This window comes from Azospirillum brasilense (genome assembly GCF_005222205.1).
Classification (GTDB): Bacteria; Pseudomonadota; Alphaproteobacteria; order Azospirillales; family Azospirillaceae; genus Azospirillum; species Azospirillum brasilense_G.
The window spans coordinates 1,092,723-1,113,801 of sequence record NZ_CP032346.1 but is presented as its reverse complement, the minus strand read 5'-3'; the positions used below and the strand labels follow the sequence as shown (position 1 = coordinate 1,113,801).

14 protein-coding genes are annotated in these 21,079 nt (G+C 67.8%); 1 reads left to right on the top strand and 13 read right to left on the bottom strand.

All coding sequences use genetic code 11. The features are described 5' to 3' along the window. Positions 1-40 precede the first annotated feature (40 nt). The 8 genes from D3869_RS19175 to D3869_RS19135 form a co-directional block, all read right to left on the bottom strand. Complete coding sequence (locus D3869_RS19175; protein ID WP_137141465.1) at positions 41-1,600, bottom strand: class I adenylate-forming enzyme family protein; 1,560 nt, start codon at positions 1,598-1,600, stop codon at positions 41-43. 64 nt (positions 1,601-1,664) lie between these two features. Beyond that, positions 1,665-1,961 carry an acyl carrier protein gene (locus D3869_RS19170; protein ID WP_094306874.1) on the bottom strand — a complete coding sequence of 99 codons (297 nt, stop codon included), beginning with the start codon at positions 1,959-1,961 and terminating at the stop codon, positions 1,665-1,667. A 495-nt stretch (positions 1,962-2,456) separates the two neighbouring features. Further along, positions 2,457-3,368: a polysaccharide deacetylase family protein gene (locus D3869_RS19160; protein ID WP_137141463.1), complete on the bottom strand. Its 912-nt coding sequence runs from the start codon at positions 3,366-3,368 to the stop codon at positions 2,457-2,459. Positions 3,369-3,485: 117 nt separating this feature from the next. After that, entirely contained in the window at positions 3,486-4,613 is a 1,128-nt protein-coding gene (locus tag D3869_RS19155) for a glycosyltransferase family 4 protein (RefSeq protein WP_137141462.1), read from the bottom strand. A gap of 80 nt (positions 4,614-4,693) precedes the next feature. Further along, positions 4,694-5,902: a glycosyltransferase family 4 protein gene (locus tag D3869_RS19150; RefSeq protein ID WP_137141461.1), complete on the bottom strand. Its 1,209-nt coding sequence runs from the start codon at positions 5,900-5,902 to the stop codon at positions 4,694-4,696. Positions 5,903-5,909: 7 nt separating this feature from the next. After that, positions 5,910-6,842 (bottom strand): glycosyltransferase family 2 protein, encoded by a 933-nt coding sequence (locus D3869_RS19145; RefSeq protein WP_137141460.1) that lies wholly within the window; start codon positions 6,840-6,842, stop codon positions 5,910-5,912. A gap of 61 nt (positions 6,843-6,903) precedes the next feature. Next, positions 6,904-8,241 (bottom strand): O-antigen ligase family protein, encoded by a 1,338-nt coding sequence (locus tag D3869_RS19140; RefSeq protein WP_137141459.1) that lies wholly within the window; start codon positions 8,239-8,241, stop codon positions 6,904-6,906. Between the two features lie 282 nt (positions 8,242-8,523). After that, positions 8,524-9,969, bottom strand: a complete 1,446-nt coding sequence (locus D3869_RS19135; RefSeq protein ID WP_137141458.1) for an exopolysaccharide biosynthesis polyprenyl glycosylphosphotransferase — start codon at positions 9,967-9,969, stop codon at positions 8,524-8,526. Positions 9,970-10,826: 857 nt separating this feature from the next. On the opposite strand from D3869_RS19135, the gene D3869_RS19125 reads away from it, so the two are divergent. Further along, complete coding sequence (locus D3869_RS19125) at positions 10,827-12,308, top strand: lipopolysaccharide biosynthesis protein (protein WP_137141457.1); 1,482 nt, start codon at positions 10,827-10,829, stop codon at positions 12,306-12,308. Positions 12,309-12,384: 76 nt separating this feature from the next. On the opposite strand, the gene D3869_RS19120 is transcribed toward D3869_RS19125, so the two are convergent. The 5 genes from D3869_RS19120 to D3869_RS19100 all read right to left on the bottom strand — a co-directional run bounded on the left by D3869_RS19120 (position 12,385) and on the right by D3869_RS19100 (position 20,675). After that, a complete protein-coding gene (locus D3869_RS19120; protein ID WP_137141456.1) occupies positions 12,385-14,862 on the bottom strand; it encodes a cellulase family glycosylhydrolase in 2,478 nt (825 codons plus the stop codon). Positions 14,863-15,091: 229 nt separating this feature from the next. Continuing rightward, complete coding sequence (locus tag D3869_RS19115) at positions 15,092-16,018, bottom strand: class I SAM-dependent methyltransferase (RefSeq protein ID WP_137141455.1); 927 nt, start codon at positions 16,016-16,018, stop codon at positions 15,092-15,094. Between the two features lie 146 nt (positions 16,019-16,164). Further along, positions 16,165-17,421, bottom strand: a complete 1,257-nt coding sequence (locus D3869_RS19110; protein ID WP_137141454.1) for an endo-1,4-beta-xylanase — start codon at positions 17,419-17,421, stop codon at positions 16,165-16,167. Between the two features lie 191 nt (positions 17,422-17,612). After that, a complete protein-coding gene (locus D3869_RS19105) occupies positions 17,613-19,979 on the bottom strand; it encodes a GumC family protein (protein ID WP_247895785.1) in 2,367 nt (788 codons plus the stop codon). A gap of 3 nt (positions 19,980-19,982) precedes the next feature. Then, positions 19,983-20,675 (bottom strand): WecB/TagA/CpsF family glycosyltransferase, encoded by a 693-nt coding sequence (locus D3869_RS19100; protein ID WP_137141453.1) that lies wholly within the window; start codon positions 20,673-20,675, stop codon positions 19,983-19,985. Positions 20,676-21,079: the final 404 nt, after the last annotated feature.

Sequence of the window (21,079 nt, the reverse complement as noted above, 5' to 3'; positions counted from 1 at the left end):
TGTGTTGAAGGCCAGCGGGAGGAAGTCAGGCGGAAAAGGGTCAGGCGGTTTCGGCGAGCGTCGCGCGCCTGATCTTGCCGGACTCGGTCTTCGGCAACTCGTCGCGGATCTCGATGAATTTGGGCACCAGATGGCTTTCCAGGCGGCCCCGGCAGTGCTGGCGGATCGCCATCTCGGTCAGGGTGGCGCCGGGGCGGACGACCAGATAGGCCTTCACCGCCATGCCGTCGGCGGGATCGGGCACGCCGAGCACGGCGGCCTCGACCACGGCTTCCAGCTCGTAGAGGGCGTTCTCGACCTCCTTGGGGCTGACCTTCTCGCCGCGGCACTTGAACACGTCGTCCTTGCGGCTGACGAAGTAGAGGCAGCCGTCGGCGTCCATGGTGAAGAGGTCGCCGGTGTAGAGGAGAGTCTCGCCCTGCGGCCCGCTGCGCAGGCGCTTGGCGGTGTCCTCCGGGCGGTTCCAGTAGCCGCGCATCACGTTGGCGCCGCGGACCACCAACTCGCCAACCTCGCCGGGGGCGGCGCGGTTGCCCAACTCGTCCACCACGTAGGCTTCGCAGTTGGGGATGGCCCGGCCCACCGAGGCGGTCTTGGTGCCGAGGTCGCGCGGGTCGAGGTAGCAGATGCGGGTGCAGCATTCCGTCATGCCGTACATCGAATAGAAGGCAGCATCCGGGAAGCGCTCGCGCAGGCGGTCGATGTGGGCGGTCGGCAGCGGGGCCGCCGCGTTGGTCAGGTAGCGCAGGGAGGACAGGTCGGCGGTCTTCAGCGCCTCCATCCCCAGCAGCGTGGAGAAGAAGGTCGGCACGCCGGGCAAGCCGGTGATGCGGTGCTTCACCATGCGCGCCAGCGTTTCCGCCGGGAAGGCGAAGGAGCGTTCCAGGACCACCGTGAAGCCGACGCGCGCGCCCGTCAGGATCTGCGACAGGCCGTACCCGAAGGTCAGCGGCAGGACGCACATCACGACGTCGTCGGGCGTGTTCTCCAGATAGGTGGAGATCGACCAGGTGGTGTTCACCAGCGCGGCGTGGCTGAGCATCACGCCCTTGGGCCGCCCGGTGGTTCCCGAGGTGTAGAGGATGGCGGCCAGATCCTGGTCGATCAGGCCGCGGTTCTGCGGCTTGGAGCCTCCGGACTGAGGGTCCGGGTGGGTGGCCACGATGTCTGTGAAGGAGAGCCCGCCGGCCCCGGCCGGCACGGCGGGCCCGACCCACAGCGTGGTGGCGAGGTGGGATGCCTCACCAGCCGCCGGCACAACTTGCCGGGCGAGCGCGGAGGGCGCGATGAGCGCCCGCACGCCGGCGTCGGTCAGGATGTAGGCCAGCTTGTCCGCCTTGGTGGACGGGTTGACGGGGACATAGACGGCCCCGGCCTTGAGCGCGCCGAACAGGCCCGCGACATACTCGATCGAGTTCTCCAGCATGACCGCCACACGGTCGCCGCGCACCACCCCGGCGGACTGGAGCGCGCAGGCGACGGCGTCGCTCTGGCGGTCCAGTTCGGCGAAGGTGACGGCGTTCTCCCCCGCGATCAGCGCGGTGTGGTGCGGCCGCCTTGCGGCGGTTTCGCTGAGGAACTGATGAAGCAGGTGCGCCATGACGCTGTTCCCTTGCCTGGCTTCGGTGACTGTTCCGATGACCCGTTCCGTCCTGGCGGAAGGATCAGGCCGCGTCCTTCAGGGCCCGCTTGCGCTCGACATAGGCGGCGATGCGGCTGACCGATTCGAGGTTGTCGGCCACCATGTCCTCGTCCTCGACGATGATGCCGAAGTGCTCCTCGAGGAAGGCCACGACGTGCATGATGCCGGTGGAGTCGATGATGCCGGTTTCCAGCAGGGATTCGGCGTTGTCGAAGCCGGAGTCGCTGCCGAGCAGGAAGTTCTCCACGATGAAGGCGCGGATTTCCTGGGTGGCGGGTGCGCTCAGGGTCGTCGTCTCGGTGGTGATGGCGGTCCGCATGTCGCTGGCAACTCCTGTGGGTTTGGTCGTCGATCCTTGGCCGGCAGTTCGGGACGGTGGTCAGCCTCGTTGGGAGTTACTCCAAAGGGGCTGGTCCGTTCCTTTCGGTGTTACCGCCTCGTTGCGTGGGATTGGGAAAGGCATTTCCCGTTCTTTGCAGTGAGGTTCCGGCAACGCCGCCGAGTACGTCATTCTTTATTGCATTCGAATGCGGTGTTTTCGAGAGTGCAAAGGATGACCGGGCGGTGAAGACAGTGGCTAACCACTCAGGGTCATTGCAATTGAGCAGGGAATACCTTCTCGTACTCTTGGGGAACCCTCTCTGACTTGCGGCGTAGGAGGGCCTATCGCTCTCGTCATGGTTGCTGAGGGGCGGGCGTACGAGCCCCCACCCCGACCCTCCCCCGCTCCGCAGGGGAGGGAGAATCACGTCCCCTCCCCTGCGGAGCGGGGGAGGGTTCGGGAGGGGGCAAGGAGGAACGCGCGTCGCTGGGATCACGCCGCCGGCAGCGGATCGCCGTGCGTCGGGGTCGGGGCCGGCGCGACGCCGCCGTTCTTGCGCTTGCGCAGCCAGGCCGGAATGCCGGTCACCTGCACCGACAGCCAGTCGACCGAGGCGTCGTCGGAAATCGGCACGGCGTGCAGCCGCAGCGGGTCGGCCTTCGGGCCGTTCCAGCCCGGATCGATGGTGCGGGCGGTGCGGTAGCCGGCCTGCCGGATGATCGCCACCTCGCGGTCGCTGAAATCGCCGTTGGGGAAAGCGAAATGACGGCAGGGCAGGCCGGTGGCCTCCTCCAGCTCGGTCTTGCACAGCGCGATCTCGTCGGCGCAGCGCTGGTCGTCGCACTGCAGGAGGATCGGGTGGGTGCGGGTGTGGGCGCCGTAATCGGTGACGGCGGCCAGATGCCGGACCTCGTCCCAGGTCAGCGACTGGCGGTCGGCGCCGTCCCGGTCGGGGTCGTCACCGGCCTCGGCGAGCCGGCGGCGGCGTTCCGGGTCGGGCAGGCGTTTCAGCGTCTCGGCGCCGATTCGTCCGGCGGCGGCGGTCTTCCACCAGTAGGGGCGGGCGGTGCCGACCACGCGGCTGCACAGGTAGATGGTCGGGCGCACCCCGAACTCCTTGAACAGGGGTTCCAGGCGGGCGTTGTTGCGGTGGCCGTCGTCGAAGGTGACGACAAGCGGATAGGGCGGCAGGTCACCCCACCGCCCGCTTTCCAGCGCATCGGCCACCGCGTCCAGCGTGGTGAAGCTGTAGCGTTCGGCGTACCAGGCGAGATGCGCGCGCATCACCTCCGGGTCCGGATCGTGATACACGACGATGGTCACGTTCCGGCGCGCGAACAGATTTCGGAACAGGGCACCGACTCCCGTCCAGCGCACGATTCCAGCCGCGATGGCTTGCTTCATGGGGATTGGACCTCTGCTGTGGTTCCGGTCCTTTGTTCAAGGCTGGCGAGGCGGTTGCGGACCGGTTGAAAGGCAGGACGGGCCCGGTTCGGAACCGGGCCCGGATCGGCGGGATCGTCAGCCGGAGCGCGCCCGGCGCGGCCCGATGGAGGCCGTTGGCGCCGGCTCGGACATCCAGCCACGGGCGTTGCGGCGGTAGATCTCCACGATGCGCTCCCGGTAGACGGCGATGTCGAACTGGCGTTCGAAGCGGCGGCGGGCACCCTGGCCCAGCCGGCGGCGCAGCTCCGCGTCGTCGATCACGCGGGCCAGCGCGTCGGCCAGGGCCGCCCGGTCGCCCGGCGGCACCAGCAGGCCGGTCTCCTCGTCGGCGATGGCGTCGCCCACGCTGCCGACCGGGGTGGCGACGATGGTCAGGCCGTTGGCCATGGCCTCCAGCACCGACATCGGCAGCCCCTCGAACATCGAAGGCTGGACCAGCACATGGGCCTGCACCAGCTCCTTGCGGCAGCCGGTCTGGTCGAGCCAGCCGGTGAAGCGCACGCGCTCCTCCAGCCCCAGCGCCCTGGCCTGGGCGCGGTAGGTCTCCAGGTCGCCGTCGCCGGCGATGGTCAGCTGCCAGGAGCGACCGCGGCAGGCCTCCGACGCCAACGCGTCGAGCAGCACGTCGATGCCCTTCAGCTTGATCAGGCGGCCGAGGAACAGCAGGCGCACCGGCCCGTCCTCCGCGCGCTCCGGGATCGTCTCCGGCCCCGGCACGGCGTTGTGCAGCAGGGTCGTGCGGCGCACCGCCGGGAAGGTGGTGACCACCCAGTTGCGCCAGTATTCACCCAGCACCACCACCTCGCTGGTCATCTCCATCATGTGGCGGATGGCCCAGCGGGACAGCGGCTTGGCGTCCTCGTAATGCTTCGGGAAGCGGCCGCCGTGCAGATGCAGGACGACCGGCACCCGGAACAGCGAGGCCATGGCGACGATCAGCCCCTTGCGCAGCACGCTGCCGTACTCGGCCATGTGGATGTGCACGAGCTGGGCCTTGCCGGTGACGAAGCAGCCGAACAGGCGCAGCAGCGCGGCGGCGAAGTAGAAGGGCATCAGGTGGAATTTCGCGTTCGGTCCGTAACTGTCGATCACCTCGAACTTCACGTCGGGGCGGTTCTCCCGCAGGTCCGTCGTGAAGTTGTCGACGATTCGCCCCATGCCGCCCTTTTCGAGCGTGCCGCCGGGTGAAACGATGTAGATCATATCCGCTCCTGACTGTCGCGCTCCCCTCGCGAAGCTTCAGGGAGGAAGGAATTAAAGGACCCCGCGGAGAAAATGGGTTCTTACTGTCGGCCCGCGCGGGTCAGCGATGGCTTGGCCGCCGCGGCGTCGGGCAGCGCCCCCAGAGAGGGGCGCCGAACGGCGTCGGGACGGTTCAGCTCCGCATAGATGTCCTGAAGGCTGCGGCCATAGGACTCGATGACGAATTTCTCCAGGAACAGCCGCCGCCCCTCCGCCGACAGACGCGCGTAGAGCGCCGGCCGGGCGGAGAGGTCGCGGACCGCGTGGGCCAGCGCCTCCGGGTCGTTGACCGGGACGATGCGCGCCGTCTCTCCGTCGGTCAGCACCTCCGGGATCGAGCCGACCGGGGTGGTGACGACCGGCATGCCGGTGGACAGCGCCTCCAGGATCACCATGGGCAACCCCTCGTGGGTCGAGGGCAGCAGCAGCATGTCGTGGTCGCGCAGATGGGCGTGCGCCTGCTCGCGGGAGATCCAGCCCTCGAACCGGCATTCGCCGTCCACGCCCAGCTCCGCCGCCATGCGGCGGTAGCCCTCGACGTCGCCGCCGCCGCCGATGGTCACGCGGAAGCGGAACCCTCGGTCCTTCAGCAGCCGGCAGGAACGCAGCAGCGTGCCGATGCCCTTGCGCTCCGACAGGTTGGCGAGCACCAGGAGCGACACGATGGCCCCCTCCGGCGGCGCCGCGCGGACCGGCAGGTCGGCGCCGATGTCCGGCACGGCGTTGTAGAGCACGCGCACCTTGTGCGGGTCCGTCCCGACCGACTGCACCAGGAAGTTCCGCCAGCTCTCGCCCAGCACCAGCGCGACGCCGCAGCGGTCGAACAGCCAGCGGCTGATCGCGCGGGACACCGGCCCCTTGTCGAAATACTCCATGAAGGACGCGCCGTGCAGATGCACCACCGTGGGGCAGGAGAACAGCCCGGCGAAGAGCTGGACCACCGCCTTGCGCCAGACGCTGGCGTTCTCCGACACGTTGATGTGCACGATCGTCGGGCGGCGGCGCAGCATCAGGGCGCCCAGCCGCGCCAGCGTGCCGGCCAGATAGACCGGCGACAGCAGGGCGCTGCCGCTGCCACGGGTGTCGAGCACCACGGTGTCCGGGCCGGAGGGGCTGTTCCGGAAGGCGTCGACGATGTAGCCCGTCATCCGTCCGATCCCCCCGCCGCCGTCCAGGGCGCCGGGGGTGGCGAAGACAATGCAGGCGCGGGACGCCTTCCTGCGCCGGAAACCCCTGTCGATCAAACCCATTCTGACCTCACGCCGCGCCGGGAGCCGAGAAGATGGCCTGACGCAGCCGGCGCCGCAGCCCGACCGGCATCAGCGAGTGCATCAGGAAGGTGGTCAGCGCCATCGGGGTCGGCGCGCCGTCCCGCAGCGCCGATTTCAGGATGCGCTTGCGCACCGCCGGGGTTCGTGCCGCCTGCTCGCCGCCGGTGGCCTGGAGCAGCAGGCTGGCGTAGGCGCGGGGCGACAGCTTCGGCCGCACCGACTCCGCCCAGTTCAGGGCCATGTCGATGTTGTGGCAGGTGGACAGGGTGATGCGGTCCGATTCCGTGTAGTGGATCGCCAGCACCTCCGGCACCGTCACCAGGGCGCAGCTTTCGATCTGCCCGCAGGAGATCAGCCACTCCCAGTCGTCGAAGGCCGACTTGGGGATCGGCTGGCGCTGGAGCAGCGCCTTCGGCGCCAGCAGGGTGGTGGTGGGGGCGAAGGTCTCGCCCTTGAACAGCCCGTGCCGGACGAACAGGTAGTCGCCGATCCGGTCCCGCGGGGTGCACAGGCGCCGCGGCCATTCGAAGTCGCCGCGGGCGGTGACCACCTTGCAGCGGCAGCTCATGATCGGGTAGCGCACGCCGGGCGGGCGGGCGGCCATCTGCAGGGCGATCTTGCCCGGCATCCATTCGTCGTCGTCGTCGAGGAAGGCGATCCAGGCGCCCTTCGCGCGCTCCACGCCCAGATTGCGGGCGCCGGCGGCGCCGCGGTTCTGTTCCAGCGCGATCACGGTCAGCCGCGGATCGCCGAACGCCCTCAGACGCTCCTCGGTGGCGGGGTCGGGGCCGTCGATGACGACGACGACTTCGAGCGGGGCGTAGGTCTGGGCCAGGGCGCTTTCCACCGCCCGCGCGACCATGTCCGGCCGGTTGCGGGTGGGGATGACGACGGTGACCATCTCTTGCGGGGGCGTCATGACACTACCTTCTGTCGCGACGGAGATTTCGGGGGATGGAACATGCGGGGGCCTCCGTCCGTCAGCCGGGCCGGGCCGGACCGCTCCAGCCGGCGGCCGGCGGCCCGCCGTAGGAGGTTCCGTAGGGGGAGGAGCTGGCGAAGCCGGCGTTGTACGCCTGCTGCTGGTCCTGCATGCGGGCCTGCATCTTCGCCCAGCGGCGGCGCTGCACGAGGCGGGTCACCGCGATCACCAGCACGATCCAGTTCAGGGAATGGCGTTCCAGGAACACGCTCTCCGACACCGAGATCAGCAGCAGGGCGCAGCCGACGGTGAAGATCCAGGCGGGCTCGGCGCGGTTCTCGCTGTAGCGGATGGCGCCGAAGCCCTGGATCAGCAGGCGGCCCATCAGCATCGCCGTCAGGATCACGCCGGGCAGGCCGAGGTCGAGCCACGCCTCCATCCACCCGTTGTGGGCGGAGTTGATGCCCCAGCCCTGGGTGAAGGTGCTGCCCGGACCGTAGGCCCCGTACCAGTAGGCGCCGTAGCCCCAGCCGAGCAGGAAGCGGTCCTGGATCGACATCAGCGTGTGTTCCCACAGCACCGTGCGCCCGGTCAGCGTCGGATCGCGGCCCAGCATGTAGAGGATGTCGTGCCAGAAGGTCGTGCCGCTGGTGATGCCGACCACCGCGACCAGCAGGACGAAGGCCATGGCCGGCGCGAAGCTGCGGATGCCGCCGCGCACGAAGCCGCTGACCAGCAGCAGGCCGGCGACCAGGATCGAGGTCACCAGGCCGGTGCCCGACCGGCTCATCACGATCAGCAGCAGGGCCATCAGCAGCAGCGGGCGGACCACCCAGCGCTTGCCCTCGCGCGTCCAGTCGAGCCAGAGCAGGCAGAGCACCAGCCAGACCATCATGCGGCCCGTCACGTTCTTCTGCCAGAAGATGCCCTTCCAGGCGCCGACATGCTGCTCGTGGTCGAGCCCGACCGCCGGCATGGCGAAGACCGAGGCGTAGGACAGCACCATCAGGATCGACAGGCCCGTCGCCAGCATCCGGACGATCTCCGGAAAGGTGTAGCGCAGGGCGAGATAGACGGCGAAGGCGGTGGTGAACAGGAAGGCCACCGCGCGGCGCAGCGTCACGTCCGGGTAGATCGACCACAGGGCCGACAGGAAGGCCAGCGCCACGATCAGCGACACCGCCGGGCTTCCCGTCGGGATGCGGAAGGCCAGGCTGGGCCGCAGCGCGATCAGGCCCAGGATCATGACGTAGACGGCCATGAAGTAGATCACCGCGCCCGGCGCGTCCGGATCGGTCGCGCCGCCTCCGGTCAGCAGCGCCGGAAGCACCGACCCGCCGAACGAGACGATGCAGAAGACGGTGATGCTCTTTTCCAGAACTTCGAGGACTTTCATGGGGCCGCTGTTCCGGTGAAAAGGGCTGCTATGGCAGTGAACGCCCATGACGGGCGCACCGCATCGTTTTCTGAAGATGCCAACCCGATGCCCGGACCTGTAGCCGGGCGGAGGCATTAGGCCTAAGGAGGCCGTCGCCGTCGGGGCTACCTCCGGTTGGGCCACCCACCCCGATCTTGCGGGTCCCGCAGGGCATATGCGGCCCGGGTCCGGACGGAACCCCAGAAAAGGGAAGGCCCCTCTCCCGGGTGGGAAGAGGGGCCTGGATGGGGCGCCGCAGGGTCACGACCCGTCGCCTTTGAGGACGATCACCGCGGTCTTGCACAGGATGTAGAAGTCGAACAGCAGGCCGCAGTTGCGGACGTAGAAGACGTCCATGGCGACGCGTTCCTGGAAGGTGGTGCGGTGGCGCCCCGACACCTGCCAGTAGCCGGTCAGGCCCGGACGGACGGAGCCGATGACGTCCGCGGAGGCGCCGACCTCCGGCAGTTCCTTCGGCATGTAGGCGCGCGGGCCGATCAGGCTCATGTCGCCCATCAGGATGTTCACCAGCTGCGGCAGCTCGTCGAGCGAGGTCTTGCGCAGGAAGCGGCCGACCGGGGTGATGCGCGGGTCGTAGGTCAGCTTGTGGTAGGTCATGTACTCTTCGCGCATCTTCGGATCGTTCTCCAGCAGGCGCTGGAGATGCTCCTCCGCGTTGATGTGCATCGAGCGGAACTTCAGCACGTCGAAGGTCTTGTCGCCGCCGGCCCAGCGCTTCTGGCGGAACATGACCGGGCCGGGGCTGTCCAGCCGGATCGCCGCGGCGATGCCCAGCATCAGCGGCGCCACCGCCACCAGCAGGATGCCCGACAGCAGGATGTCCAGCGCGCGGCGGATGCGCAGGTAGCTGGTCGGCGGCCGCACCGAGACGCGCAGGGCCAGCGAGCCGTGCAGGTTGTGGTAGGTGGCGTCCACCGCGCTGACGTTGCCCTCGCCCAGCAGGCAGTAGACCTGCTTGAAGGGCAGCCGTTCGACCAGGGTCGTCAGCTCGTTCTTGTGGCGCCCGATGTCGGCGACGATGGCGGCCTGGGCCTGCTGGGCGTAGGCCGGGGACTTGGCGAGCAGGTCGGTCGAGCCGACCACCGGCAGGTTGGCGACGCGGGTCTGCCACAGCGTGTCGTCGTCGTCGAAGAAGCAGACCGGGCGCATCCCCAGCCAGGGCAGGCGCTGCAGCTTCTCGGCAATGGCCGCACCCTGCGGGCCGGCGCCGACGATGACCACCGGGGTGCGCCAGTTCAGCGCGCTGGCCATCAGGCCGTGCACCAGCAGCAGGTCGGCGGCGTAGGTGATCGCGAAGCCGATGAGAGCGACCGACAGCGCCTCGACGAAGAAGGAGCGGAAGCCGTCCATCACGATGAAGGGCACGGCCAGAACGGCGACCGAGAGCAGGGCGGCCTGGAAGGTGCGGCGGGTGCGCTCCAGATAGTCGAAGCGGCCCAGCGAATAAATGCCGAAGACCGATTTCACCAGCGGCACCAGCATCAGGCCGGTGACCAGGGCGCGCTGCGACAGGTCCGCCTCGGCGGACAGGGTGTCGCTCCCGAACAGTTGGATGAGCGTCCAGCCGAGCAGGGCGAGCATGAAGCCGTCGGACAGCGCCAACAGCAGCCCGGGTCCCACCGTCGGCATGGCCGTCTTCTTAACCGGGGCCAGGTTGATGACCGCTTCTGGGTCGAGTTTGCTCATCGCAGGTCCCATTTATGTGTGAAACGGAATGTCATCCGTCTCGCGCCTGACCTAACGCGCCGCAGCGTAAGACGGTCTCTCATCAGCTTTTTCTTTGAGTCTTTCTGTGTTCAGAAAGACACACAAATATCAGCGCATGCCTCGCCTCTGTGCAGACAGATCAGAAGGTTGCGCTGTTCTCCACGAATTAGGATAAAGGCTGCCGTCAATCAACAAATCACAAGAGGCCTCCTCGGCCAGCGGCGATACCCCTTACATCCAGAGTGGATTCCCCTGGGTGAGTTTGAAGAGATTAAGGAAAGCGGGTGACTTCGTCCGGATCATCCGGATCGGTGGCGGCGCTGCCACCGCCGCTCCCCGGCTACTCCTTTCCTCCCCGCAAATTGGGGGTATTCGGGGGATGTTCCCGGTCCCCTATGGTTGGGTGCGGCGCCGGCTGGCGGTGGATTTCCCCGGGTTGGTCTGCCCGTCCCGCCGAGGCGGAGGCGCGGACGTATCCCATAAGAAACCGTCGGGCGATTCCGGATGAGACGGTGTCTCGAACGCCCCGTTGATCGCTGTGGAGCACCCTCGCAGGCTGGGTCGGTTGTCTGCCGGGTGGTTCGGCCGATTGCCCCCTCCCTGACCCTCCCCCGCTTTCGCAGGGGAGGGGACCGCCGCCGCTCCGCGATCATCTCCCTCCCCTGCGCAGCGGGGGAGGGCCGGGGTGGGGGCACAGGTTGCCATCGGGATAAGTCCGAAGAGGACGACGACGGCACCAACGCGAAATTGAAACGTCCCGGTCCGGTTCCAATCATCGGAATTGCGTTCGCGGGTGCGGCAGAGCCGCCCCACCGGAGTTCTAGGCGGAGTTCCTGATGGCGTCCGAAGCAGCGACGATCTTGAAACACGGTTGGCTGTTCATGCTGGCCAACGTGGTGAACCGGGCTGCCGGGCTTCTGCTCCTGCCGCTCTACACCCGGCTTCTCAGCCCTTCCGAGTTCGGCGTCTACGCGCTGGTGGTGGTGGTCGCCGACCTGCTGGCGGTCATGCTGATGATCGGCATGAACAACGCCTTCACCGCCGTCTATTTCGAACACACGGAGGAGGGCGACCGGCGCCGCGTCGCCAGCACCTGCCTGCTGGCGGTGGTCGGCACGTCGGTGGCGATGGTCGGGCTGGCCTGGCCGCTGGGCATGGCGGGAAGCTGGGCGATGTTCGGCGACACCGGCCACGCGGCGGTGATGGCGATCGCGCTCGCCGGCGTCGCCCTGACCACCCTGTTCGAGCTGGCGCTGGCCTATTACCGGGCGCGCAAGCGGTCGGGCCTGTGCCTGCTGGTGTCGCTGGCCAAGGTGGTCGCCCTGCTCGCCTTCAACCTGCTGTTCCTGTGGGCGCTCGGCCTCGGGGTGGAGGGCATCTTCCTGGCGAACGGCGCGTCCTTCCTGGCGCTCGGCCTCCTGCTGGTGGTGGCGATCCTGAAGGACACCGGCTTCTCCTTCTCCCTGCCGATCCTGAAGCGGGTGGCGGCGCTGGGGCTGCCCTACGCGCCGCAGTCGCTGCTCGACATCGCCAACAACTTCGTCTCGCGCTGGCTGCTGAACATCCTGCTGTCCACGGCGGCGGTGGGGCTGTTCGCCTTCGGGATGCGGCTGTCGCAGATCCTTTTCATGTTCCTGACCGCCTCCTTCCTGCAGATCTGGTCGGTCAGCCGGCTGGAGTCCCAGCATGGCGCCGCGGACCACGCCCAGGCGGATTTCGTCTTCCACCTGTTCGTCGTCCTGCTGACCGGGGCCGGGTTGGGGTTGGCGCTGACCGCGCCGGAAATCCTCTGGCTGATCGCGTCCGCCGACTACACGCCGGTGCTGACCAGCATGCCCTTCCTGGTGCTGGCCTATGTGCTGCACGGGGTGCGGATGAACCCGGAGGTGGCGATCCTGAAGGCCAAGCGCGTCGGCGTGCTGCCCTGGATCTCCGCGGCCAGCCTCGCGGTGGGCTCGGCCCTGGCCCTGGCGTTGGTCTGGCAGTGGGGCCTGCTCGGCGCCGCTCTGGCCAACCTCGGGCGCGAGGTCTTCCAGATCGTCCTGACCGAGACGGTGCGCCGCCGCATCTGCCGCGACGAGGTCCCGCTGAACGCCGTGCGCATCGGCTGGATCCTGGTGCCGGCGGCCTTCGCCTACGCGGCGGGATGGTACCTGTTCGGCATCGCGGTCGACCCGGCCTTCACCGCCGAGAAGGTGCTGCTGGTGCTGATGTTCCTGGCGGCGGCGGTGTTCGGTCCGGGCATGGGATCGGCGGGCCGGGCGATGCTGGGCAAGCTGCTGCTGGGCCGCGTCCGCCGCCTGCAATCGGCGTCCTGAAGGCGCATCCCCCGAAAACGGAAAGGGCCGGCGGATCGCTCCGCCGGCCCTTCCTCATGGTCCGCTTCGGCGATCGTTACGCGGCCTGATGCTCAAGCATCAGGTTCACGGCGTCCACCGTCATCATGTGCGAGAAGTCGACCGAGGACAGGTCGAGCGCGGACTGCACGCCCACCGACTGCACCGTCGCCGTGTCCTGGGCCAGGCTGTGGGCCAGCAGGTCCGCCGACAGGGCCTGGGCGGTGCCCGGCGGGTTGATGGTGCCCACGCCGGTTCCGTCGGCGATGGTCGCCTGCGTCGGGTTGGAGAGCTTCAGGGAGAAGTTCTCGATCCCCTCGGTCACGTCGTCGCTCAGCACCTTGACGGCGACCGTCTTGGTGGTCTCGCCGGCGGCGAAGGTCAGCTTGCCGCTGGTCGCCAGATAGTCCGACCCGGCCTTGGCCGTGCCGTCCGCCGTGGCGTAGTCCACCGTCACCGTCTGGCTGTAGGCCTGGGACAGCTTCACCGTGAACACCGCGTCGGTGGTGACCGGGCTGGCGGCGGTGCTGCTGTACAGGCCGGACTTGATGGCGTTGTACTTGTTGTAGTCCACCTGCCAGCTGTCGTTCATGATGCCGCCGGTGTCGCCCGAACCGGGGCTCCAGGCCCAGTAGGTCCAGCTCGCCCCCTGGTCGCCCGCGGCGAGGTCGATCTTGCCGTCGCCGTTCCAGTCGCCGTTCATGTACTGGATCAGCTTGGGCATCCAGGCCTTGTCGATGGCGGTCTCCATGCGGCTGCCGAACTCGCCGACCAGGATCGGGGTCTCGTCGTTCTGGATGAAGTGGCCCCACATCTGGTTCCACTTCGCCGGCATGTTGTTCGGGAAGTTGGCGTCCTTGAACCAGTCCATCATGTAGAGCGACGGGCCGTAATCGTGGACCGAATAGACCAGCTTGTCCGGCGTGTTGAACTTGACCTCGTAGTTCTTCTCGCCCAGCAGGTTGCCGCCCCACCAGTACCACTGGTTCTGATAGGTCTCGATGCCTTCGACGATCAGCAGCCAGTCCTTGTTGACCGACTGGATGGCGTTGCCGATGCGCTCCGCGGCGCGGGCCCAGTCGTTGGGACCGCCGTCGCCCCAAGTCGCCGGGTTGTGCGGCTCGTTGTGCAGGTCGGCGCCGATGACGGCGTCGTTGCCCTTGTAACGGGTCGCCAGCATCTTCCAGTTTTCGATCATCTTCGATTCCGGGTACTGGCTGGTGTACCAGAGCCCGTTCTCGTTGGCCGACGCGCCATCGCCGGAGCGGTGGTGGTCGAGGATGATCTTCATGCCGATCTTGTCGGCGTAGTCGATGATCTTGTCGAAGACCTCCAGCGAGGTCTTGCCGCGCAGGTCGGGGTTCTTCGAATAGTCGATGCCGGTCGGCATACGGCCGTTGTCGAGCATCGCGTCGGAGTAGGGCAGGCGGATGGTGTTGAAGCCCAGATCCTTCATCTGGTTCATGTGGCTCTGGTAGCTGTCCATCCACAGCCCCTGCGGCGCGAAGGCGTAGCCCTCGGCCCCGAACCAGTTCACGCCGGTCAGCTTCACGGCCTTGCCGCTGCTGTCCATGATCTGGCCGCCTTCGGTGTGAAGGAAGCCCGGCGCGATGCCGGTGGTCTTGCCGGTCGGCTCGGTCACCGAGACGTCGCTGACCGACAGGGTCGGCTTCGTCGGGGTGGGGGCCGGCGGGTTGGTCGGCGTGGTGGGGTTGGAGGAGCCGGGGAAGAAGCTCTTGTCCGCGTCCACCACCAGCGTGCCGTTCCACCACATGCCGGACTGGCCCTTGACCACGTCCTTGCCGTCCAAGGCCCCCTTGTCATAGGTGACGTTGCTGTCGGTGGGCATGACCGACTTGCCGTTGATGGTGATCTTGTTGACCAGCAGGTTGCGGTCCTGGCCGTTCACCGTGGCGTCGTTGTCGTACTGGATCTGGACCTTGTGCGCCTGATCCGCCGTGGCGTTGATCGAGAAGGCGTAGTCCTTGGCCGAGGTGCCGGCCACGCCCTCGCCGACCTTCTTGCCGTCGATCAGCAGGTTGAAATGCGCGTTGACTCCGCCCGCCGCGTTGCCCTGCAGGTTCAGGATGACCTGGGTGTTGCCGGCGGGGGCCGGCGGCGTCGGAACCGGGAAATAGTCCTTGGTCAGCGCGAAATCGAGCGAACCGTCCCACCACATGCCTTCCTGGCCGGGGATCACGTCCTTGCCGTCGGAGGCGCCGCGGTCGTAGCTGACCAGCGAGCTGGTGGAGGCGACGGACTTGCCGTTCACTTCCAGCGACTTGACGAGCAGGTTGCGGTCCTGCCCGTTCACATAGCCGTCGTTGAAGTAGACGATCTGCAGCTTGTGAGCCTGGTCCGGAGCGACCTGGGCCTTGAAGGTGTAACGGCCGTCGCTGGTCGAGCTGACCGTCGCCTGGCCAAGGTTGACACCATCCAGGAGCAGCCGGAACTGCGGCCAGATCCCGCCGGCAGCCTGCCCCGAGGCGTTGACGACGAAGGTCGTGTCGACGAGACCCGTGGTGGTCGTTGCCATTGGAAGTAACCTCTCTCCATTTTCGGTGGAGCAAAGGTGAGGCCCAATTGGTTAACGAGGTATTTCGGATTTTAGGGAAATGCGACTCAAAAGCCACGATAGGCTGTGAAAAGAATGAGGCGCGAAAAACCGCCTTTGCTGCGGTTTCCGCGCCACAGTGGGGCCTTGCGGCCACGGGGAGGGGAAAGTGTAAAGTCTTGTTACAGAAAGGTTTCCGGAGTCGGTGGCATCAACCCTCGTGACTTTTGTGAGCCACCATGAAGACCTCCGGCCGGAACAGGTAGAGCTGGCCGAGCTTGCCGAGCTTGCGCCGCAGGGTTAACGGCATAGCCCCCATGAAGGATTCCACGGCTTTCACATAGGCGAGGTACCCGCGCCCGGACCCATGGATGTGCATGCGCCGACGCACGGCCATCGGGGCGATGTAGACGGCCTCCATCCGGGTGAAGCCGGCCTCGCGCAGCGCGCGCTCGGTCTCGCTCCAGGTGTATTCGCGCAGGTGCATGCAGATCGGCTCGTCCAGCCCGAAGACCTCCGACAGATCCATCGGCCCGGCGTGCTTGTGCGGCATGCTGAGCACGTAGCGCCCGCCCGGCTTGAGGATGGCGTGCACGTTGGACAGGTGCACGGACACGTCCTCCGGGTGGAGATGCTCGATGACGTGGGTGGAGACGACGGCGTCGTAATGGGCGCGCGGCTCGAACTCGGCGAGATTGACGCCGTCGCAGCAGCGCCACGTCACGTTGGAGCGCTCGTCGGTCCAGCGTTCTCCGCGCTCGCGGGTGATCTCGGTGGCGACGCAGCGGTGGCCGTGGCGGGCCAGATAGCTGAGCAGCCGGCCCTTGCCCGACCCGACCTCGTAGACGTCCCGCGCGCCCTTGAGCAGCGTCAGGAAGTGGCGGAAGTCCAGTTCGTCGTTCTGCGCCGCGGTGTCCACCGCGTCGTTCAGCCAGGGGCACTCGCTGTAGAGGGTGGTGTAGTTGCGTTCGAACACCGTCCAGCGCTCTTCGCGGCGGGAGTCCAGCAGCTCGCGGGCGAGCTGGCGTTCCAGGTCCCAATGCTGGCGGACCATGGTTTCGCTGAGGGGGTAGTTCGGGGCCAGACCGAACTTCCGCTTGTAGCGGGCGACCAGCTCATCCGACGTCAACGTGTCCACAGATCACCTCGTTGGGAGAAACGCCGCTGTTCCGATAATCTAAGGGCGCTGTCGGAAATCCTTACAGGCGCGGACGGCGGACCGGACCGCGCGATCGGGCGGGGTAGCGGGGACGGAAGGGGTAACGCTCCGCGTCCCGGCCGGAGTCACCCCGACCGGTTGCGCCCGCGCAGAGCCTGCACCGACGCCTCGTACAGCGGCAGCGGGCGCGACGCCGCGTCGTAGGGCGAGGGGTGGGGCTTCAGCTCCGGCATCTCCCGTGCGATGTAGTTGAGGTCCGAGCGCAGGTGCCACCAGCACAGCTCGGCCAGCCGGGCGTTGCCGGCGATGTCGCCCAGATACTGCCCGGCCAGGAAGGCCATGGCGCGGTCCTTCTCCGCCCGCGACCAGGAGCGCGGCAGGTGCTTCTCGTTCACGTCGAATTCGGTGACGTGGATGGGCAGGCCCAGCCGGTCCATGGCGCGCAGGAAGCCCTTCATGCCCTCGCGGTCGTAGGGCTTGCCGGCCATCAGGTGGCTTTGCAGCCCCACCCCGTCGATCGGCACGCCGCGCTTGACCGCGTCGGTCAGCCAGGTCTGGAAATAGGCGCGCTTGCGCTGCTGCCAGCCCTCGTCGATCTCGATGCCGAACTCGTTGATGACCAGCTTGGCGGAGGGGAATTCCTTGCGGATGTGGTGGAAGAAGGGGTCGAGCCACTCCGGTCCCTTGGCGCCGCCGGCCACCACCCACCACATGCCCTTGCGGAAGCCGTAGCGGTCCTGCTCCTGGGGGTGGCTGCGCTCGGTCTCCCAGAAGAAGGCCTCGTTCATCACGTCGATGCGGTAGAAGCTGTCGCCGTAGCGCCGCTTGACCGCCGCGACCATGGCGGTGAAGCGCGGCCAGTAATTGTCCTCGGACAGCGTGCCGTCGGCCGAGAAATAGGCGCTCTCGCCGATGCCCAGCGCGCGCTGGCGGCTGGCCGGCAGCGTCATGTAGTCGGGCATGCCCATGTGCTGCCACAGCGCGCAGTGCCAGTTGGGCTTGGCGCCGATGCGGCGGGCCAACTCCACCCCGGCGTCGAAGCGGCCCCAGTCGAAATTGCCCTCCTGCGGCTGGAAGACGGCCCATTTGCCGCCGTTCTCGGGCGTCACCACGTCGCATTCCCGCGCCATCAGCGTGTCGAGCATGGGGTCTTCCGGCTCGATCAGATGGTCGCGGGCGGCGCCGTGGAGGATGCCGGCGGCCCGGCAGGCGTCGCGCAGGGTGGGGTTGGGCACCGCCGCGGACGCTGCCTCGGCGACGGCGGGACCGGCGGCGGCCTTGCAACTCGCCAGCACCGCGGCCGCGGCGGCGGCGCGCAGCGCATCCCGGCGCGTGAAGGAGATGAGTTTCGGCGAGGTGGTTTTTGGCGAGGTCTGGGCCATGGGCGTCGGGCCTCGTGTGGTTTGATGGGAAATGAAAATTCCCTCTCCCGTCCCGGGAGAGGGAAGGGGCCCGCGCGATGCGCGGGAAGGGTGAGGGTACCACGAGGATAAGGCTGTGATCCTCGCGGTACCCTCACCCGCCCGCTTCGCGGGCCCCCTCTCCCGGGACGGGAGAGGGAAGGAGGCGTCGCTTACGGCGCGGCGCGCAGGGTCTGGTCGCCGTAGTACTTCCGCGTGGCGACGTAGCTGTTGTACGGACCCTGGTAGCCCTTGCTGGCGGCCTTCTTCAGGTTCACGTCGGTCATCACGCAGACGAACTTGCTGTGGTCGATCGGACCCAGGTCGGCCACCGCGTCGAGGTCGCTCGCTGTGGTGTGACCCCAGCGGGTGACGAACAGAACCTTCGAGGCGGCACCGCAGACGATGCGGGCATCCGACACGGCCAGCGCCGGGGCGGTGTCGAACACCACCAGATCGAAGCTGGGCGACAGGCCGGCCATCAGCTGCACCAGGCTGTCGACGTTGAAGCGGTCCAGCGTCATCGGGTTCAGCTTGCCCGCCGGAACCATGGCGAAGGGCACGTCGTCGGAGGTGTGGACGATCTCGTCGAGCGTGGCGTCACCGGCGATCCAGTCCGACAGGCCCTTCTTGGTGGACAGGTCGAACAGCCCTTCCATGCGGGACCGGCGGAAGTCGGTGTCCACCACCACCACGCGGCGGCCGGCCTGGCTGGCGACCTGGGCGACGGCGAGCGTCAGAGAGGTCTTGCCGTCCTGCGGGCGGGCCGAGGTCACCGCCAGCGCGCCGACCGGGCCGAGATCCGACAGATGGTTGCGGAACAGGGCGCGCAGGGATTCGCTGAACAGCGAGAAGGGGTGGCGCTGGAAGATCTTGTAGAGCCGACCCTTGGCCCCGCGGTCGCTGTGGTGCGGCACGATGTGGACGGTGCCGACGCCCAGGATGCGGCGCACGGCGTCCGGGGTGTGGATGCGGCGCTGGAGAAGCTCCAGACCGAAGACGCTGAAGACGGCCAGCGCGAGGGCGGCGACGAAGCCGGCCAGCAGCAGGAGGACGCGGAAGGGACCCGACGGCTCGTGCGGCACCTGCGGCGCGGAGACCAGCTTGACGGCGGCCGGGAAGGCGCGGCTGTCCTTCTGGGCTTCGACCTCTTCCAGACGGCCCAGCAAGCTGTCGAGAAGCTGGCGCTTGGCGGTCGCCTCCGATTCCAGGGTGCGCAGCGGGATGGCCTGCTCCTGCATGGTGGCGTAGCTGCCCTCCATGCGGGTGATCATGGAGCGGAGCGCGGTCTCCTGCTCCACCGCGACCTGGGCGGCCTCGCGGACGCCGTTGATCTCGCGGCGGATTTCCTGCTGGAGCGAGGAATTGGCCTCGTTCAGGCGGCCCTGGAGCTCGACGATGCGCGGGTGCTTCGGCCCGTACTGGCGGGAGAGCTGGGCCATTTCCGTGGAGATGGCGGCGACCGTGGCGCGGAGCTGGGCGACGACCGGGGAGGCGATGCTGCCGCCGATGGCGTTCCAGTTGCCGGCCTTCAGGTTGCGCTCCAGCGTGTCGGCCTGGGCGACCGAGCGGGCGCGGATGGCCGAGGCCTCGCTCAGGCGCAGACGGGTCTGCTCAAGCTCGTTCTGGGCCATCAGGCCGGTGCCGCCCTTCAGCAGGCCGCCCTTGACGCGCGCCTCCTCGACCTTGGCGTCGGCCTCGGCCACCTCCTTGCGCAGCAGGACGATGCGGTCCTGCAGCCAGGAGATCGCGCTGGTCGACAGGTCGCGGTCCATCTGCTGGCGGGTTTCCATGTAGCGGCGGACGATGCCGTCCACCACGTCGCGGCTCAGCTGCGGCTCCTTGGAGGTGAAGCGCACCTGGATCACGCGCGACCGGCCGACGATGGCGACGTCCAGCTTGCGGTGGATGCGCGCGATGATCTGGTCGTTGCCCAGCGCCGCGTGCGCCTCGCGCGCCCGGATGTCCTGCGCCACCTCGTCACCATGGCTCAGCAGCCAGGCGACCGGGGCCGGCGGGGCGCCGTCCCAGAAGCGCGAGGCGAGGTCGCGGCCGTAGGCCACCGCGCGCTCGACGAGCGGGAGCGTCTCGTCCTCCTGCGCCGGCGGGTTGAATTCCGGATGCTGGGCGAGCTGGAGATCGTTCACCACCTGGTTCAGCACCTGCGGCGACTTCAGGATCTCGATCTCGCTCAGGATCGCCGCGTCCTCGGTGGGGATCGCGCCCACCACCTGCTCGACCTCGCGGACGACGCGGACCTGCCGGTTGTCGACCAGCAGAAGGGCTTCGGAGGTGTACTGGTCCTTGAGCGTGGAGACGCCCAGGGCCGACAGGCCGGTCAGCACCACCACGATGGCCATGATCAGCCACTTGTGGCTGCCCAGCACGCGCAGGATGAAGCGGAAGTCGGGACCCATGGACGGGGTCTGGGATTCGAACTCGCTGCGCCGGGACGGGCCGGGGGCGGCGGGCCATGCCGGAACCGGAGCCGGCGGACCGCCGTGATGGCCGCCATGATTGACTTGGGGCAGGTTTTCCACGTCTCAAAGCTCCTTATGCATGGGCGCTGGTGCTGGGGCGCTGGACGAACGCATGGCGGCACGGCGCATAAGCATGACGGTGTGGGCGAAGCCGAAAGCGCCGACGCAATAGCGGCGAAACAGGCGGCGGGGCTCCTGGACCAGCCGGAACGCCCATTCCAGCCCGATGCGCTGGACGGCGGCGGGGGCCCGGGTGAAGCGCCCGGCGAGGAAATCGATGATGGCGCCGCCGTTGATGATCAGCACCTTATGGTCCAGCGCGCGCTTGAGCTGGGCCGCGACCTCTTCCTGGCGGGGCATGCCCATGGCCAGGATGATGACGTCGGGCTCAATCTCCCGCGCACGGGCGATGTAATGCTCCACGGAATGGAACCCGTGCTGGGCATCGACATAATCGTGCGGGGTCCGCTCCTTCAGCCGCTCGATCCCCTCGTCCAGCCAAGGCGCCGCGGTGCCGTAGACGGCGACCCGACGGGGCGACAGCTGGCGGAGGAGGAGCGGGATGAAGTCGGTCCCGTTCATGTTCAGCCCGACCGGCTGGTCGAGCCACGGCAGGGCCGTCTCCAGCGCCACCCCGTCCCGCAGCAGGACGTCGGAGGCGCGGAAGGCCGACCACGCGGCGGAGGACCCCGCGCAGAGGTTCACGCCGTGAGCGTTGAGGAACGACAGGATGGTCGGTCGCTCGACGGCTGACAATGTCTTTATCAATGCATGGCGCTCGTCCTCGCAAGAAATACACCGTATTCTCTCGATCAGTGCCAGGACGTCACGAGGGGTCGGCATGCACATCTCCTAACCAAATCTGCGAAGCGACGACGGTTACGTTGTCTGTGCAACGATGATGCCCGACGGTTTGCGGTGCAGTAAGACGATATTGCTTGCTAACACTTTCGATTGGTGGCATCCGGCAAGACCGTTACCGGGTACCCCTTTCGACGCGACCGCCGGACAACAGGGAATGATGTGGCCGGCACCGCCCCTTTTTCGCAGCGGTGGGATGGGAGAGGGGCAAGTTCAGGCGAATTAGCCCGGCCACGCCGGGAGAACCCCTGAATCGGCTTGCCCTATCCTATGGCTCCGACCATATAGGTACGCCCGTG